The organism is Ditibartonella apihabitans, from assembly GCF_002007485.1.
Taxonomy (GTDB): domain Bacteria; phylum Pseudomonadota; class Alphaproteobacteria; order Rhizobiales; family Rhizobiaceae; genus Bartonella; species Bartonella apihabitans.
The window spans coordinates 146,496-164,139 of record NZ_CP015820.1 but is presented as its reverse complement, the minus strand read 5'-3'; the positions used below and the strand labels follow the sequence as shown (position 1 = coordinate 164,139).

The following is a 17,644-nucleotide window of genomic DNA, read 5'->3' as shown; positions in this document are numbered from 1 at the left end:
GTCAAGAGCAAGCTTTTTCACCCTTTATTGTTCCGGTGAATTAGTTTTTTCTTTATTGATAATGAAATCGAGTTTTTTGCCGTCGAGTTCAAAAACTTTTGGTCCGTCACTATAGATCAACAATGTTCTAACGGTCTTATCCGGATGAATGCTCATCAATAGCGTCCGGTAAAGTGCCATTTGCAACATGTAGCTGTCGGGAATTTGCTGCTCGCGTTTTGGCGCACGACCGGTTTTGAAATCTCCCAGAACAATCGTGTCATCGCCATCATTGAGGCGGTCTATTTGTCCGGAAACAACGTATTTTTTACCCCTTATTGTGACAGTTCCCATCAATGTCACTTCGGCACGCGCTTCTTTGGTAAACAAGGGGCGCAGTGCTTCATCATCCATAACCTTGAAGGTTTGTTCAAAAGCATCCGCTCTTTGTTCCTCGCTCCATTCAGGTGCTGCTTTTTCAAGATAGGCACGGGCAAGCCTTTGCCTGTCTTCCTCCTTTATTTGCGGCAAATACTGCAAAAGCCGGTGAATGATCGTCCCCCGTTCGATAGCAAATGAAGAATTTGCCGGTTTTTCTCCCAGAACCGGCGAAATCGTAACATTATTTTTTGCCGCCGGTGCATTCTCGTCAATGTCAAGTGAAGCACCTGAAGGGGTAAGCGGCTTAGGTAAATCGGTTTCCGGTTCCATACGTCTATGGAAATAGGAAGGAAGCGGAAAAGCCGGAACGACTGCTTCATCTTCCGCAGTTTTTGTTTCAACACTTGTGCGGTTGTCATCCACGCAATAACGCCATGCCTTGATGTCGGGTGAAGGTCCGGCAATTTCTTCCGAAACCGGCTTCAATGCTTCACCGACAAGTTCACTCCATGTCCCGCTAACAACATTCTTTCCCTGATAACCACAAACAATAAGGCGGTCTTCTGCCCGTGTCATGCCAACATAAAGAAGGCGCCTATATTCTTCTTCGGCTTTTAATTTTAACGTATTGATATAATTGTCACCGAATGATGTTTTGAACTCCTTGGCGGGCTGCCACAAAAAGCTCTTCTCGCCATGATCATCAATTTCGATGAATTTCGGTTCATGTTGCGCGTTCCAGATACGCGAACCGGAATCGACCAGAAAGACAATGGCGCTTTCAAGCCCTTTTGCCGCATGAACAGTCATAATACGGACTTCTTCACGGTTCTGGTCGAGTTCACGTTTGATTTCCGGATCGGAAAGCTTGATTGTTTCCAGAAAAGCCTGCAAACCGGGCAAACCGGTTTTCTGGATGGATAAGGTATAATCCATGAACGCATCAAGGACATCGCTTGCTTCCGAACCCAATCGGGCGAGAATTTTTGCTCGTCCCTGATCTTCGCTCAATATATGGCTATAAAATTCATAGACAGGCGTTTTATCGGCGAGGTTTCTATATTTTTTGAGTAAAGCCAGAACAGTTGCAAATTCGGGCTTCTCTTCACTATGGGCTTCAAGGCTATTAAACAGGCTTCCTTCACGGTTTATAGCAATATGATAAAGATCATCTTCATCAAGTCCGAAAAGCGGGCTTTTCAAAACGGATGCGAGAGAAAGGTCATCCTGCGGTTGCAGAACAAATCGGGCAAGCGCCGTTAAATCACGCACGGCAATATGGCTCGCCAGACGCAAGCGGTCGGCACCGGCAACCGGAACATTGCGGTTTTTCAATGCGCGCGCCAAAGCCGGAACAAACTGGTCGCGTTTTCTCACCAGCACCATAATATCACTGGCTTTAACTTCTCTTCCCTGACCAGAAAGCATTTCATGATGATAAAGCCAATGGCTGATCGTCGTTGCTATTTCTTCGGCAAGGCGAACAGCCGGTGCATGAAGCTGGTCAATAGGTTTGCGCCAGTCTTCCGGTTCTTCTACATCGGTCGGCGCAATATTGTCCCAGATCACCACTTCACCCGGGTCATTGCGGCGAACCGGCTCATGCACGGTTTTGATATTTTCGGCTGAAAGACCTTTATAATTTTCAGGTTTTTCAAATACCCGATCAACACTTTTTAAAACATCGGCAGTCGAACGGAAGGAATAATTCAAACGTATGTGGCCGAAAGACTTGCCAACGGCTTCGGCTTTTCTTTCGATAATGCGACCATTCGTTGCAAAATCTTCCGGTACAGCGCCTTGGAAGGAATAGATCGACTGTTTTTCGTCACCAACGGCAAAAACAGTGCGATTGACCTCTCTTTGTCCTTCCCCGACAAAAAATTCCTGTGCAAGAAGCTGGATTATTTGCCACTGGGAAGGGCTTGTATCCTGTGCTTCGTCAACCAGAATATGGTCAATGCCCCTATCCAGTTTATATTGTACCCATTGGCCTGCACCGTCGCGTTTTAACAGATTAAGCGCCCGCTCGATCAAATCATCGAAATCAAGCAAACCTTCCGCTTTCTTCAAACTTTCATAACGCGCCAAAAGCCGGTAACAGAGCTTGAAGGCTGCCAAATTGAGCCGTACCAGTCGTACACGTCGCAACTTGTCGAGATAGGAAGCGAGCTTTTCCTGACGCTTTAACAAATCGTCTGCAAGCCATGGCAAAGCTGCAAGAAGTTTTTTTGATGCCAAATTGCTTATTTTTCGCGGATTTCCACGGGTAAAATAGGCAAGTTCGATAAATTTTATGCTCTCGCTATTATCCGCCTTTTCTACAAGCTCCAATCTTTCAACAAAATCTTGGGCGAAAGAGTGGCCGAGACTTTTGAATGCCTCAATAGTCTCCTCCGAATGAAGCGCCGTTTTACGGATTTCATCAGTGAGATTTTCTTCCGTATCTTCCGGAGATATTTGTAATGCTTTTTCCAGAATATGCTTGCCATCCGGTCCACTCACACGCGTGAGAAACGCCCTTAAAGCCTGCCGTTTTTCAATTGCTTCGTCTAACAGCGTAAAAAGTCCATTTTCTCCTGCTGTTTTCAAAACCAGCATCAATGCGTCATGAAGAGAACTATTTTTTTGCAAATAAGCTTTTTCAAGCAAGTCACGGCGCGCATTTTTGAAAAACTCGTCACGCTTGAGATCGTCCATCATCTCGAAATGGCCGGCGATATTGGCTTCCAAAGGAAATTGGTGAAGCAGGCCTTCACAAAAAGCATGGATCGTCTGGATTTTTAACCCGCCCGGTGTTTCAAGAGCACGGGCAAAAAGTCTACGCGCTTCGTCAAGCCTTTTAGTATCGGGTTTTTTACCCTCAAGCGCGATCAACACCTCTGTCAATTTGTCATCGTCAAGCTCTGTCCAGCCGGAAAGAGTCTGGAAAATGCGCGTTTGCATGACAGCAGCGGCCGCTTTGGTATAAGTGAGGCACAAAATCCGCGCCGGTTCGGTGCCATTCAATAAAAGCCTTATAACCCGAAACGTCAAAACATGGGTTTTGCCGGAGCCGGCATTGGCAGACACCCACGCACTGCTTTGCGGATTTGAAGCGGCCGTCTGATTTTTAATGGCATCTTCAGGAATTTCGCGTTTGGTCATTCTTCACCTGCCGTATCAGAACCGGCCGACCATTCAAGAACCCGCGCCAAATGGTCATAATCGCCTTCATAAGTGGTCAAAGGTGGCATTGCCCGCGACAAATAGCCATGGGCGGGATTTTGATAATATTCCACCAGTTCACCCAATCTTGCCCATGCTTCTTCGGAAAGTTCGATTGCGGTTTTTTTGGCTGTGAGAGAAATGCGCTCTTCTTTTACTTCGCCGTGGGCATTCAAACGGATATAGGCAAGTTCGGACGGTTTGATATTTTTAAGCGGAACAAAGGCATTGCGCGACAAAAGAGCTGCTTCCAACGCCAATTGCGGTGCCATGAGTGTCGCCGCCTGTTTTGCGGAAGGAGTCGAGCCGGTTTTGAAATCAAGAATTTCGGCAAAATGTCTATCCAACACATCTATGCGGTCGGCGCGCCCTGAAAGAGTCGCTCCTTCCGGCACAATATGAACCGGACGGGCTGAAATTTCGACATATCTTTCGCGTGGAGAAAGTCCTTTTTCCCACGCGATGATTGATGGCGCAAGAATTTCAAAACGCGGCCACCATATAGCTTCAACATCAAGGGGAAGCTGCATCCGGTCAAATTCGGCACGCGCAATTTCAAGAAATTTTTGCAGTGCATCCGGTTTTTCCGGATCAATTTTCAGCAATGAAAAGCCCGCAACAATTGCATGATAAAGTGTGCCACGCTCGGCAACCGACGGATCATGGATTAGGTCATCAAGTGGCTTCAGGCGCAAAACCTTTTTGGCATAAATTGCATAAGGGTCGCGGCGTAATGTTTCGATTTCGGTAACAGAAAAATGTTTCGGACGTTGTTTCAATGGCGGTGTGGGGCATGGGCGCGCAATAAAATCGACATTTTTGCGACGATCGAGTTCTCGTGCCCAGTGGACAAAAACCCCGCCATGAGCGCGCATATTAGCACTCGCTTTGGCGCCCACGACTGTTTCCAGCCTTTGTAACCAGCGCGACGGCACAGAAGGGGCATTATCAACTCTCAATGCCCTGCTCATAATGACTTTATCCATGCCCATAGCCATCTGGAAATCATGGGCAGCCAAACCGATCCGTCGCTCCGGTGGGTCAAGTGTCAATGTCATTTTCATCGGCCGTGACATGAACGGGTCATTGCGAGCTGTCGCCGGCCAAGACCCTTCATTCAAGCCACCGATGACCATTGTATCAACCGTTTGCAATCGTGATTCCAATGCACCCCAGATAAAAAGACGGGGATGACCACCGGCAGAGGGGCTGACCGAACGCGCTGCCATCAAAGCTTCAAGAATGGCCGGCCATTCGGAAATGTCAAACGTAAGGCCGGATTGATCGGCAACAAGATCACGCAGTAAAGATATAATGGCTTTTCCCGCTTCACCGGCATAAAGCGCGTGAAATGAACCCTGCTCGTTAGCCCCGAAATTTTCCAGAACTTCAGTCGTGGCACGGGCAACTTCGTTCACCGACTGCGGTTCGCTTTTTGCCATCAATGCCACCAATGGCTGAACGGCTTTCACCAGTGCAGACGCAAGATTTCTTGCTTCCTCGATCATATCGGTATCAATATCGCTCGTCCCGTTTTCATCTGTTGTGAGAGCAAGAAGACGTTCTTCAACAAACTGCTCACAGGTTGCAATATTGATTCGTCCGGTTCCCCCTCTTAATGCAAAGAGCTCGAAACGCTCGGCAATTTTTCGTAAAGCTCCGCGTTCATATCCAAGCGATGTCAAAGGGTGTTTCAAAAGCGACAGGAAAGCCACCGGATCACCAGGTTGAAACAAAGTTTGTAAAATGAGCCGCAACAAAGTTGCCGGTAACACTTCGCTTAAAGGAACGCCGCCGGAATCATTGGCCTCGATGCCGAAACGTTTGAGTTCGGCAACAACACGGCGGGCAAGATTTCTGTCCCCCGTCACAAGTGCGGCCGTTTTCTTTTTGTCTTCAATTGCTTGCCTTAGCGCAACTGCGATAGCCAAAGCCTCTTCACGCTCATTGGCGGCCTCGATCAAAGAGACATCGGCAAAAATTTCATCAAAACCATCACGTTTCAATTGTGACCATGTGTCGGTGGTGACTGCCGGTCGCAATGCTTCGGATAAAATTGCAGCGCGTTTTTTCTTGTTTTCCGAAGGCGCTCCGATCTCGTCAACGACATTTCTTGTCAGTTTCATGCGGTCGAACAATTTTTTGAAGCTATATTGCGGATGGCCGAAAATGGAGGGGTCATCATGCGTTTCATCAAGTGCTGCCCACTGGGCATCATCCATGGCAAGGTCGAGGCCTGGCAAAACAACCGCACCATTTTCCAATCCGCTTACCACTTTCAGCAAATCGGCAATAGCCGGAATCGAGCCATTGGAACCGGCCACAATAACGGGATCACGCGGTTTGTTACGTAAAAGCCTTTCAGTTTCCGCCCGAATAGCCTGATTGCGCCATTCTGCCGGATTTATTTTTTGCCGTTCGGCAAGAATATCAGGCCAGGTTTTTGTTACAATTTCAAGAAAATCAAGTGTCACCTGCCACCATTCGGCGACCATATCGGGGGCAATATCTTTAAGCTTTGCCCAATCGGCGGACTCTGTCTCGACCTCGTCCATCAAACGGGCGAGATCTTCGGCAAGCCAGATCGCATCGGCTGTATTGGCCGGTATGATAATATCTTCACTGCCGAAGAGCGAGCGCACATGGGCGGGCAAATTCTCCCGCCACGGACGAATGAGACGCGCCAATAACAAGAGCCGCTCGACATCGCCAATTTTCGGATTGAGCGATAAAGCTGCCGCTCCATTATCAAGGAAAAAAGCGGTGTCTTCATCAACATCGCCCAAAGGGCGAATTGTCGGCAAGAAACTTGAATGTGTCGTACTCATCTCCACAAAGCAGGAGCGTAGCGCACGCGCGGCACGACGAGTGGGAACATAGATAAGGGTATCTGCCAAAGCTTTCTGGATATTGCCGTCTTTGCCGAAATCTTTAATCAAGCGTCCCGAAAGAAGTGCATCAACAAAAGTCGGCAAAAACGGCGCACCGCTCGAAATCGAAAACAGCTTCGGCTTGTCTTTCACGCGATTTCCCCCCTTTGGCGCATCAGCTCCTCAACCTTGCTAATCATTGCAATTGTCCCGACAGTATACCAGTTGCCATCCAAAGGAAAACCATAAAGGCGACCACGGGCTATCGCCTCGTCAAAATAGAGGTTGAGCGATTGCGGTTCGATTTTTGCAAATGAAAATATTTTCGGATTTACAATAAGTGCACCACCATAAATAACCGCTTCCGGTGCATTTGCAGGTGCGCGAACAAGTTTTTGACCTTCACCAATCAGGAAATCACCTTTTTCCGGACCCGCTGCCTGCACGCGTTTAACCGTCATAAGCAACATATCCATTTTTTCGGGGTCAAAGCGGTTTGCCATTGCTTCAAGCGTTGGCGTGCCATGGTCGACCCAGAATGTATCGGCGTTAAGAACAAAAAACGGATTTTCTCCCAAAAGTGGCAAAGCTTTCACCACGCCTCCGGCAGAATCGAGAAGTTCCGTACGCTCGTCCGAAATGGTTACATGCGGTTTTTTACGGCTTTCGACATGACTTTCGATGGAATCGGCAAGATAATGGACATTGACCACCGCTTCCTCGACACCGGCTTTTTCAAGGGCGTCGAGAGCGCGGTTCAAAAGACTTCGACCGGCAATTTTTACCAGTGGTTTCGGTGTTTTGAAAGTCAATGGCCGCATGCGGGTGCCAAGCCCCGCAGCAAGCACCATGGCATGTGTTATTTTCATTTTATCACTCTTCAACCAGTTTCGAGGCAATATAAAATTGACGCAATGATGAAAGGGCCGGATGTTCAAGATTGCGCTTCAAATAATCGCGGCAGTGCGGCAAATGTTTCAAATAAGCGGGCTTGCCATCACGCTTGTCAAGACGAACAAAAATGCCGAGAATTTTGGAAACGCGTTGCGCACCGGCAATAGCATAGACGAGTTTGAACTGTTCTTCATCAAAGATACGCGCGCCCTTTTTGCGTTCATCGCAATAAGCCTTGATAATACGCTCCTCAAGCGAGCGGCTAATAGCAACACGCGCATCCTGGGCGAGTGACACAACATCATAGGCTGTCGGGCCAATTTGCCCGTCCTGAAAATCAATGAGACCTATTTTTTTCAAGCCCTGCTCATTCTCCCGCCAGATAATATTTGGCGAATGATAATCGCGCATAACAAAACTTCGTTCTGCCTGTTCAAAAATTTCAAAAAACGGCTCCCATTGCCGATGGAACTCTTCCTTCAGGGAATGACTTGCATTTCTTCCGGTTGAATAAGGTAAATACCAGTCAAGAAGAAGAGAAACTTCGGCCTGCAAAACACTCCGATCATAAGCCGGTATATCAAGTGTCAGATCATCGAATTTTTGATGTTTTGGCCACTCTTTCTGGTGAAATGAAGAAAGCAATTTTCCCGATTCGATATAGCGGTTTTCAATCGGCTTCCTCTCTTCATCAAGCACGCCGTCCCGCCCGAGATCGTCGGTAATGAGCAAACCGTTTTTTAAATCTTGCGCTAGAATTTTTGGCGCTACAAAACCATTTTTTAAAATCAGCCGGTCAACGCCGACAAACTGGCTGACCGATGTGGCAAGATGGGCAATTTTCCCGTAAGACTGGCCACTTTGTTCCGGCATTTCCATTGCCGGCGCATTCATCAAAATCTCATGACCATCCTTGCCATAAATAATCTCGTAGGAACGCGCCGAAGCATCACCGGTAAAATAACGGCGTTTGAAATTGCCACGGTGATTGGATTTTAAAAATTCTCTTATTTCAAGCGAACGTTGGAGCCTGTCGGCAGCACGGCCTTCCGCCTCAATCGTTATTTTTCGACCATTTCCCTGATGTTCAAGAAAAATGGCAAAATCTGCTTTTCCCAATTCTCCTTGAGCTTTTTCCGGCCATTCGACAAGAACAACCCCGGCCTCTCGCGCTTCTTCAAAGCCAAGTTCGTCAATTTCTTCCGGTTCGTTAATGCGATAAAGATCGGCATGGGTGAGGCTAAATTTGGGCATGTCATAGACTTGAACAAGTGTGAAGGTTGGACTTGGAACATCCATCCCGTCATCATCTGCTAATGTGCGAACAATAGAACGGGACAGTGATGTTTTCCCTGTTCCAAGGTCGCCTTCAAGCGTAACGAGATTACCTTTTTCAAGAGCTAGCGCAAAATCCTCGCCAAAGCGTTCGGTTGCTTTTTCATCTTCAAGAAATAAACTGAAAATCATTCTGTTTCCTCTGATTGAAGCAACGTTGCGGGCGAAGGGCGTTTGGCTGGAAAGCGGCAAAAAACAGTTGTTCCTTTAGCATTTCCGGTCTCTATCGCGACACTGCCGCCATGAAGTTCGACAAAACTTTTAACGATCGAAAGACCAAGCCCTGCTCCGGCACGTGAACCATGATGGGCATGGGATGAAAATCGCTTGAAAACAGTATCAAGAATTTCTTCCGGAATTCCTGCTCCGTCATCATGGACAGAAAAGACAATGTCGTTTCCATCCTTTTTGGCAGAAAAGGTAATGACACTATTGTCAGGCGCAAAATTGGCGGCATTGCTCAATACATTGACAAAAATCTGCCGTAGCCTTGCCTGATCTGCCGGAATCGTCGTGAGGCCGTCTTCAATTTTTTCTTCAATTTGTACCGGACGGGCACCGAGACGCTCTTTCGTTCGTTCTGTTGCAAAAGCCATTGAAGCGGCAATATCGACATCTTTAATATCAAGTTCCATAATGCCGGCATCAAGTTTGGCAAGATCGAGAATATCATTGACGATATCAAGAAGCGCACCTGATTCAGAAGCGATATGCTTGAGATATTCCTGCTGGCGGGAATTAAGAGTGCCGAAAAGTCCGCTCTGTAAAATATCCGAAAAGCCGATAATATTGGTAAGGGGCGTGCGCAATTCATAAGACACATGGCGAACAAACTCGCTGCGCAATGCGTCGGCACTGCGCAATGCATCGTTCTTTTCTTGCAATGCACGGGTGATATTGACCGTATCCGTCACATTGACAAAGGTCATCATAGTCTGCGCGTTCGGCAGAGGCACCAAGGCATAATCAAGAATAACATCGTTTGTTAAATCCATACGCCCCGAAATGGCATCCCGATTTTCACTAAAACCGGTTATAAATGCACCGAATGTATCCCATGCATTGCTCGTTGTCTTTTTTGCGCAATTCTCCTGAAGTTTTGAAATATGCGTTCCTTCAACGGTCAATTCGGTGGGTAAAGACCATAATTTGGCGAGTGCCGGATTGGAAAGACGCATACGCCCGTCCGGACCAAACAAAGCGACACCTTCGGAAAGATGGTCCAGCGTTTCGCCTTGCATTTCAATGAGGCTGTTATAACGCCGTTCAAGATCTATTTTTTCAGTGAGATTTTCAAAAAGCCATGTCACGCCGCCTTGCGGATGAGGACTTGCGAGAACCCTGAGCGTGCGACCATCCGGCAAATTCCAGATTTGCTGGCTTGGTTCACCCGAACGATAAGCAGAAAAAAGCTCTTCCTTCCACCCTCTCCAATCCGGCTTTTCAGCAATAATGCCTTCTTCCCGCAAACGATCAAGAAGAAGAGTATGACTGGGTTCGCTTTCCAGAAAAACCGTATCCAACGGCCAGAGTGTTGCGAAAGCCTGATTGGCAAATTTCAGTTTTTGATCGGGACCGAAAATGGCAACTGCCGTTGAAATCTGGTCAAGTGTTTCGGAATGTCCACGCGCCATCCGCTTCATTTCTTCCGACATTTCTTCCATGGCGCTGATATCGTGAGCAAATGTTGCAACACCATCATCTGACGTCACTTGTGTGACTTCAAGGAGCCTCCGATCCCCTTCGACAATGGCATAGGCCGGCCCTTTGAAAAGCGGCTTATTTTCTAAGAGTTTCTGACGTGTTGCTTCATTAAACAGAGAGGTTTCTTGCACTTTTTCGGGGTCGTAACCGCTTGCCTTCTGAAACGCACGATTGGCATAGATAATTCTGTTATCGCGATTGACGAGCCAGACAGGTTCATCAAGCGCTTCAAGAAGAACATTACGCATTGCAAGCATCGTCTTCGTAAAAGCGGCATCTTTTTCAAGCTTGGCAAGCTGTTCCTGTTGGCCGGAAAGATCCTGAAAACGCAAAATTGCAGCTGTTCCTGCAATAAGACCGGTTGCTTCAACCAATGTTTTTTGTTTGGTATTCAGATAAAGATCAAAAGATTGCCCGTCATGTCGCAAATGATTGAGAGCTTCATCAAGGACACGGACTTCATTATCATCAAGCCACTGCCCGAAACGCAATATATCTTTCGGCTTTACTTGCAGCCGATCTAAAGTAGCCATATGACCGATTATCTTAGGAAGAGCAGCAGGCGTTTTCCAGATAAGCGCACATTGTCCCGTATGCATGAGAAAGCGCTCGTAATTGTCGATTTCCTGAAATTTATCAGAATTGCTATTTTCCTGATCAGAAGAACTTTTTGAAAAATGGCGGAAAAATATGGCGAGGCAAATAATCAATGCCGCAACGATAACTCCGCCGATAATTGCTGTCTGAAGTGCGAGACTTCCGAAATCGGGAAGCACATCAGTGGCTGCAGCATCACTCTTCAAAGGATTTACAGAAAAACAGGCAAAAGCAGCCGGACTCGAGAAAATCCCCGACAATAATTTGCTCTTATATCCACCTCTAGCCTGCAAAGTTGACTTCTCGATCATATTTAGCCGAATCAGGCTTAACCATACATGTCTATGCTTTTCAGGTGAAGTATCTTCAAAAAAACAAAGGTCGGGCATTTCTGCCCGACCTTTAAAAACAATATGGATTAGCTTCTTTCAGCCAAACCGGTTTTAGTAGCGATAGCGATCAGGCTTGAACGGACCTTCGACCGAAACACCGATATAGGCAGCCTGCTCTTCCGACAGCGTTGTCAGTTTGACACCAAGACGATCAAGATGCAGACGGGCAACTTTTTCATCAAGATGTTTCGGCAAAACATAGACCTGATTTTTATAATTCTCGCCACGTGTGAACAATTCGATCTGGGCTAATGTCTGGTTGGTGAAAGACGCCGACATAACAAAAGAAGGATGCCCTGTTGCATTGCCGAGATTAAGCAGACGTCCTTCCGAAAGAAGGATGATACGTTTTCCATCCGGAAATGTAATCATGTCGACTTGCGGCTTGATATTCGTCCATTTCAGGTTTTTCAGTGAAGCGACCTGAATTTCATTATCAAAATGTCCGATATTGCCGATAATGCACATATCCTTGACTGCCCGCATATGTTCAAGGCGAACAATGTCACGGTTTCCCGTTGCCGTAATGATAATGTCGGCAGTCGGTGCAGCATCCTCGAGTGTTACAACCTCATAGCCATCCATAGCTGCCTGCAAGGCACAAATCGGGTCAACTTCGGTAACCTTGACGCGCGCACCAGCACCAGAAAGGGAAGCGGCACAGCCTTTACCGACATCGCCATAGCCGCAAACAATAGCAACTTTACCGGCCATCATCACGTCGGTACCACGGCGAATACCGTCAACCAGCGATTCTTTACAGCCATAACGGTTGTCGAATTTGGATTTTGTCACGCTGTCATTGACGTTGATAGCAGGGAACGGAAGCAACCCTTGTTCCTGTAAATGATAGAGGCGATGAACACCTGTCGTTGTCTCTTCGGTCACGCCTTTGATGGCATCACGTTGACGGGTGAAGAAGCCGGGTGTTTCTTTCATACGTTTCTTGATTTGGGCAAAAAAGATTGCCTCTTCTTCGGATTCCGGCTTTGAAAGAACATCTTCTCCATCTTCGGCGCGGGCACCGGTCAGGATATAAGCTGTTGCATCACCGCCATCATCAAGAATCATATTTGAAGGCTTGCCGTCCGGCCATTGAAAAATAGCATCGGTATAGCTCCAATATTGTTCAAGCGTTTCGCCCTTGACTGCAAAAACAGGTGTACCACCTGCAGCAATTGCTGCGGCAGCATGATCCTGCGTTGAAAAAATATTACATGAGGCCCAGCGCAAATCTGCACCGATCATTTTCAATGTTTCGATCAGAACGGCTGTCTGGATTGTCATGTGCAGCGAACCGGAAATGCGTGCGCCACGCAACGGTTGAGAGGAGCCGAATTCCTCACGGCAGGCCATTAGCCCCGGCATTTCAGTTTCGGCAATATCGAGTTCTCTGCGACCATAGTCGGCAAGGCCGATATCCTTGATAATATATTCTTTGGCAGCCATTATGCACTCCTTGAAGATTTTTAGCTTCCGGTGATTTAACAGATGTCGCACAATGGCGCAACAGGGATATAAAGAGATCTTTATGCCAAATGTAATTTTGACAGGTGACTAAAAAACAGTCATAAGCGGCTAAAATTACGCTTATGTTTTGGTTATATAGATGCGCCTTTATTGGTTTTATGATAAACACTGTTATAATAGATATTGGAATTTGTGATTTGATTTTTTCTCGAACTCTTTGTGGATATATTTCGTGAAACACCTAAATAGCATTTTCCTTATTTTCAAAAAAACTAATCAAATGAGGCTATCGGTATGAAGGGGATTATTCTTGCTGGCGGGAGCGGAACAAGACTCTATCCGGCGACTTTGGGAATTTCAAAGCAACTTTTGCCGATCTATGATAAACCGATGATCTATTATCCGCTTGGTGTTCTTATGCTGGCAGGAATCCGTGATATCCTTATTATATCGACGCCGCGTGATCTCCCGCTCTTTCATCATTTACTAGGCGATGGCAGCGCTTACGGAATTAATTTTTCCTATGCCGAACAAGCCCATCCGAATGGCCTTGCCGAAGCCTTTAAAATTGGCAAAAACTTCATTGAAGATAACCATGTGTCACTTGTACTTGGTGATAATATTTTTTTCGGGCACGGTCTTGCGAACCAGCTTGAAAAAGCGAAATCATTTAAAAACGGTGCAACCGTATTTGCCTATCGTGTCGATGATCCTGAACGATATGGCGTTGTAAGTTTCGATAAGCAAACAGGCATGGCAGAATCACTCGTTGAAAAGCCGGAAAAACCACGATCCAATTGGGCTGTTACCGGACTTTATTTTTATGACAATGATGTTGTTTCATTTGCACGAGATTTAAAACCTTCTGCTCGTGGAGAACTCGAGATAACCGATATCAATAGCTTATATCTTGCTGAAAAGCGTTTACAGGTTGTCCGACTTGGACGCGGATACGCATGGCTTGATACGGGTACTCATGATAGCCTTCATGACGCATCGTCTTATGTTAGAGCGATTGAAAAACGACAGGGCGTCAAGGTGATGTGTCCAGAAGAAATCGCTTATAATAACGGCTATCTGACAGCAGATCAGGTTTTACAACGGGCTGATCAGCTAGGAAAAACCGGCTATGCAGAGTATTTGAAACGTCTTGTTACGGAGATCGGTAATGATTGAAGTCAATAAAACGCCTATTCCCGATGTTTTTATAATTCAGCCTAAAAAATTCGGAGATAATCGCGGTTTTTTTTCTGAAACTTATAATGCCAAAGATTTTTCAGCTCATTGTATCAACGACATTTTCGTTCAAGACAACCAGTCTTATTCTGCTAAAGCCGGTACTTTAAGAGGATTGCATTACCAACTTACTCCACACGCGCAAACAAAACTCGTTCGTGTAACACGAGGACGTGTATTTGACGTTGCAGTTGATATAAGACGCGGTTCACCAACTTTTCTCAAATGGACAAGTGTTGAACTTTCACCTGAAAAATGGAACGAGTTCTATATTCCTGCGGGGTTTGCACACGGGTTTCTAACACTTGAGGACAATTGTGAATTTGTTTATAAAGTAACAGACTATTATGCTCCCGAATGTGATCGCTCTATTCGTTTTGACGATCCTGACATAGCGATCAGTTGGCCGATCGACCTTACCCATGTCGAGCTTTCGGAAAAAGACAAAAATGCACCATTTTTAAAAGATGCAGAGCTCTTCGATTTTGCGGAGATGACAAAGTGAAAATTCTTGTGACTGGCGGTGCAGGCTTTATCGGGTCAGCATTGTGCCGACATCTTGTTAATAAGGGATATGATGTTTTTAATGTTGATAAGCTGACCTATGCAGGAAATCTTCAATCTTTAAAAACATTGGCTGGTAAACAAAACTATCATTTCTATCAATTGGATATCTGTGACAGTAATGCTGTTTTTGAAATTTTGAAAAACGAACAAATCGACGCCATTATGCATCTTGCAGCTGAAAGTCATGTAGATCGATCGATTCTCGGTCCATCGGCGTTCATTGAGACAAATATCGTAGGTACTTTTCGTTTATTGGAAGCAGCGCGCCGTTATTTTGAAAAATTGGATCATAGCAAACAAAAGACATTCCGCTTTCACCATATCTCTACCGATGAAGTGTTCGGAGATCTGCCTTTCGACAGCGGTATTTTTACCGAACAAACACCGTATAACCCGTCTTCTCCCTATTCTGCCTCGAAAGCCTCATCGGATCATTTGGTGCGTGCTTGGCATCATACCTATGGGGTGCCAACTGTTATTTCCAATTGTTCAAATAATTATGGTCCATACCATTTTCCCGAGAAACTTATTCCGCTTGTTATTCTCTCCGCGCTTGATGAAAAGCCACTGCCTATTTATGGTGAGGGAAAGAATATTCGCGATTGGCTTTATGTCGAGGACCACGCACGGGCTTTGGAAACAATTGTCTGCCATGGCGAAATAGGCGAAAGCTATAATGTTGGTGGACATAATGAACGAACCAATCTTCAGGTTGTCGAATCTATCTGTGACATTCTTGATGGACTCAAGCCCCGTGCAAATGGAAAATCCTATCGGGAACTCATTACATTTGTTAAAGACCGAGCCGGACATGACAGGCGTTATGCGATTGATCCAACAAAAATCATGACAGAACTTCATTGGAAACCGCAGGAGACCTTTGACACAGGTTTGAAGAAAACAGTCCAGTGGTATCTTGATAATAAATGGTGGTGGCAGCCGTTAAAAGAACGCGCAAAAATCGCTTGAAAAGGGGGAACAACTGTGAAAATTCTGGTTACCGGAAGAAACGGTCAAGTTGCGCAATCTATGCTGCATTCGACACAAGAAGACGTTGAAATTGTTGCACTTGGTCGACCTGAACTTGATATCACCGATAAAACTTCAATTGCAAAGGCTGTTCAAGTTTATAAGCCTGACATCGTTGTCAACGCCGCTGCCTATACTGCTGTCGATAAGGCCGAAACCGAGATTCAGGAAGCATTTGCTGTCAACAGAGACGGTGCCAAAAATGTTGCGGAAGTTGGGCAAGACAATGGTTTGCCGATCATTCATATTTCGACAGACTATGTCTTTAACGGACAGAAAGAAAATGGCTATAAGGAAGATGATGCTCCAGGACCACTGAACGTTTATGGCCTTTCCAAGCTCGAAGGCGAATGGGCTATAATGGAAGCCAATCCAAACCACATCATTTTGCGCACCGCCTGGGTTTATAGCCAATTTGGAAATAATTTTGTTAAAACGATGATCCGGCTGGCGCAAACGCATGACGAAATAAACGTTGTGAGTGACCAGTGGGGAACTCCGACAAGTGCCGATTTTATTGCTAACAATATTATTGCTATCAGCAAGCAAGTAACAGGTAAAATTCCACCACAAAACTGGCGTGGTATTTTTCATCTTGTTCCTGATGGAAAAACCAATTGGGCTGATTTTGCAAGAACAATATTCAGTTCGTTAGTCCGTTTCCAAGCCAAATTCGGTAAAATACCTCACGTAACCGAAGCGGCATATCAGACAGTTGCGACGCGACCCAAAAACTCTGTTTTGAATTGTGATATGGTCAAGCAAACATTCAACATTCCATGTAAAAACTGGACGTGGTATTTTAATGACTTCATCCACTATAGTGATCACATCAATTGAGGATCTGTAACATCATATATTTGACGTTGCATAAAGTAATCATAGATATTTAATATGCTATCTTTATTTTGCGCTTCACAAAATAAAATTCCCGCCCGATCCTTTTGCTTGGGTTGTAAACTGGAACCCAACATTGACAAGGGATAAAAAGCACGAAGCAGAATATCTTTTTTCAAATTTAGCCCATCGAATATACAAACATCGTCAGCGGTAACAGTGTGCCTAACAATCGGTTTACTGAATTTACTCGTTGCATAAAACGTTTTTCCCAAGTGATAGGAAGCATATTTAGCCGCATATTCAAAACCTGTTGAACGTTCAATAAGCAATGAGTAAAGATCTCCCGGACAACGACGCGTTGCCTCAATAATCATCGGACCGGTATCGGACAAGATGAATTGCACATGCAGCAAACCGTCTTTCAGCTTCAAATGTTCAGCCAATTTTTCAATTGCTTTTACAAGAACACTTTCAGCGGTCTTATCCATTGCCTCGACAACATAACTTGTATCTACAGCATAGGGATTGGCCGAACATCCTTCCCTTACAAAAAAATGATCTGTCAAACTTTCATTTTCGATAAATCCGGAACAACTATAAAGTTGTCCTTCAATATAGCTTTCTATAAGAAAATCGCTGCTGGGACTGGATAAACGCGCAATTTCTGCGGCCTTTTCAAATTGCTTAATATCTTTCCCTTCAAAAATAGTAACACCACGGCCACTAAAGCTATCCACCGGCTTACAGATAAATTTGCCTTCCAGAGGCAAATCCTCCGGATCTATCAACCGTGGACAAGGTAGATCCAGTTTCTTACAAACCGACCTGAACAGCGATTTGCGATTCAAAATATCATTAACCTGGACAGAATCGAGCAACTTGTTGTTCGATGTGATTTTCACACATGTATCCATTGATACATCTGTACAACCGGGTACTATAAAGTCAAATTTATCAATGATTTTAGCAACATCATGAATTTTACTATAATCTTGTTTTATCCAGCGTTTTCCGGCATGCTTTGCAATTACGTCCTCAGCACGGTTTCCAATGGCCCACACTTCATCAGTGCACTGCCTCAAAAACTTATAAACCGGTAATGATGAAAATCCTGTATCAACAAGAAGTATCTTCATAATATTA

Annotated in this window: 11 protein-coding genes; 4 read left to right on the top strand and 7 right to left on the bottom strand. The window is 45.5% G+C overall.

Translation table 11 applies throughout. The annotated features are described in order from the left end of the window. Positions 1-24: 24 nt before the first annotated feature. The 6 genes from addA to ahcY all read right to left on the bottom strand — a co-directional run bounded on the left by addA (position 25) and on the right by ahcY (position 12,808). Positions 25-3,507 carry a double-strand break repair helicase AddA gene (gene addA / locus BBC0178_RS00695; RefSeq protein ID WP_078038847.1) on the bottom strand — a complete coding sequence of 1,161 codons (3,483 nt, stop codon included), beginning with the start codon at positions 3,505-3,507 and terminating at the stop codon, positions 25-27. Beyond that, complete coding sequence (gene addB, locus BBC0178_RS00690; protein WP_078038846.1) at positions 3,504-6,590, bottom strand: double-strand break repair protein AddB; 3,087 nt, start codon at positions 6,588-6,590, stop codon at positions 3,504-3,506. Before addB ends, addA begins: the two co-directional genes overlap by 4 nt. After that, positions 6,587-7,306, bottom strand: a complete 720-nt coding sequence (locus BBC0178_RS00685; RefSeq protein WP_078038845.1) for a nucleotidyltransferase family protein — start codon at positions 7,304-7,306, stop codon at positions 6,587-6,589. The genes addB and BBC0178_RS00685 overlap by 4 nt, the downstream gene beginning before the upstream one ends. A gap of 4 nt (positions 7,307-7,310) precedes the next feature. Further along, positions 7,311-8,798 carry a tRNA (adenosine(37)-N6)-threonylcarbamoyltransferase complex ATPase subunit type 1 TsaE gene (gene tsaE / locus BBC0178_RS00680; RefSeq protein ID WP_078038844.1) on the bottom strand — a complete coding sequence of 496 codons (1,488 nt, stop codon included), beginning with the start codon at positions 8,796-8,798 and terminating at the stop codon, positions 7,311-7,313. Continuing rightward, entirely contained in the window at positions 8,795-11,278 is a 2,484-nt protein-coding gene (locus BBC0178_RS00675; protein ID WP_078040287.1) for an ATP-binding protein, read from the bottom strand. The genes tsaE and BBC0178_RS00675 overlap by 4 nt, the downstream gene beginning before the upstream one ends. A gap of 132 nt (positions 11,279-11,410) precedes the next feature. Beyond that, entirely contained in the window at positions 11,411-12,808 is a 1,398-nt protein-coding gene (gene ahcY, locus BBC0178_RS00670) for an adenosylhomocysteinase (protein WP_075869610.1), read from the bottom strand. 315 nt (positions 12,809-13,123) lie between these two features. Between ahcY and rfbA the strand changes: the two genes are divergently transcribed. From rfbA to rfbD, 4 genes are read left to right on the top strand one after another with little or no spacing between them, the layout of a single operon-like run. Beyond that, positions 13,124-14,005 (top strand): glucose-1-phosphate thymidylyltransferase RfbA, encoded by an 882-nt coding sequence (rfbA, locus tag BBC0178_RS00665; protein WP_078038843.1) that lies wholly within the window; start codon positions 13,124-13,126, stop codon positions 14,003-14,005. Further along, positions 13,998-14,570 (top strand): dTDP-4-dehydrorhamnose 3,5-epimerase, encoded by a 573-nt coding sequence (rfbC, locus tag BBC0178_RS00660; protein ID WP_078038842.1) that lies wholly within the window; start codon positions 13,998-14,000, stop codon positions 14,568-14,570. The genes rfbA and rfbC overlap by 8 nt, the downstream gene beginning before the upstream one ends. Next, the gene (gene rfbB, locus BBC0178_RS00655) at positions 14,567-15,601 is read left to right on the top strand and encodes a dTDP-glucose 4,6-dehydratase (protein WP_078038841.1); all 1,035 of its coding nucleotides are present in this window, start codon (positions 14,567-14,569) and stop codon (positions 15,599-15,601) included. Before rfbC ends, rfbB begins: the two co-directional genes overlap by 4 nt. 15 nt (positions 15,602-15,616) lie before the next feature. Beyond that, complete coding sequence (gene rfbD, locus BBC0178_RS00650; RefSeq protein ID WP_078038840.1) at positions 15,617-16,501, top strand: dTDP-4-dehydrorhamnose reductase; 885 nt, start codon at positions 15,617-15,619, stop codon at positions 16,499-16,501. Here rfbD and BBC0178_RS00645 read toward each other — a convergent pair. Continuing rightward, complete coding sequence (locus BBC0178_RS00645; RefSeq protein ID WP_077969875.1) at positions 16,489-17,637, bottom strand: ATP-grasp domain-containing protein; 1,149 nt, start codon at positions 17,635-17,637, stop codon at positions 16,489-16,491. The two genes, rfbD and BBC0178_RS00645, sit on opposite strands and share 13 nt — an antisense overlap. Between the last annotated feature and the right edge of the window lie 7 nt (positions 17,638-17,644).

Coding starts and splice junctions, on each gene's coding strand:
- BBC0178_RS00645 (WP_077969875.1), bottom strand. CDS start 17,637: ATGAAGATACTTCTTGTTGATACAGGATTTTCATCATTACCGGTTTAT.
- BBC0178_RS00675 (WP_078040287.1), bottom strand. CDS start 11,278: ATGATCGAGAAGTCAACTTTGCAGGCTAGAGGTGGATATAAGAGCAAA.
- rfbC (WP_078038842.1), top strand. CDS start 13,998: ATGATTGAAGTCAATAAAACGCCTATTCCCGATGTTTTTATAATTCAG.
- rfbA (WP_078038843.1), top strand. CDS start 13,124: ATGAAGGGGATTATTCTTGCTGGCGGGAGCGGAACAAGACTCTATCCG.
- addA (WP_078038847.1), bottom strand. CDS start 3,507: ATGACCAAACGCGAAATTCCTGAAGATGCCATTAAAAATCAGACGGCC.
- ahcY (WP_075869610.1), bottom strand. CDS start 12,808: ATGGCTGCCAAAGAATATATTATCAAGGATATCGGCCTTGCCGACTAT.
- BBC0178_RS00685 (WP_078038845.1), bottom strand. CDS start 7,306: ATGAAAATAACACATGCCATGGTGCTTGCTGCGGGGCTTGGCACCCGC.
- tsaE (WP_078038844.1), bottom strand. CDS start 8,798: ATGATTTTCAGTTTATTTCTTGAAGATGAAAAAGCAACCGAACGCTTT.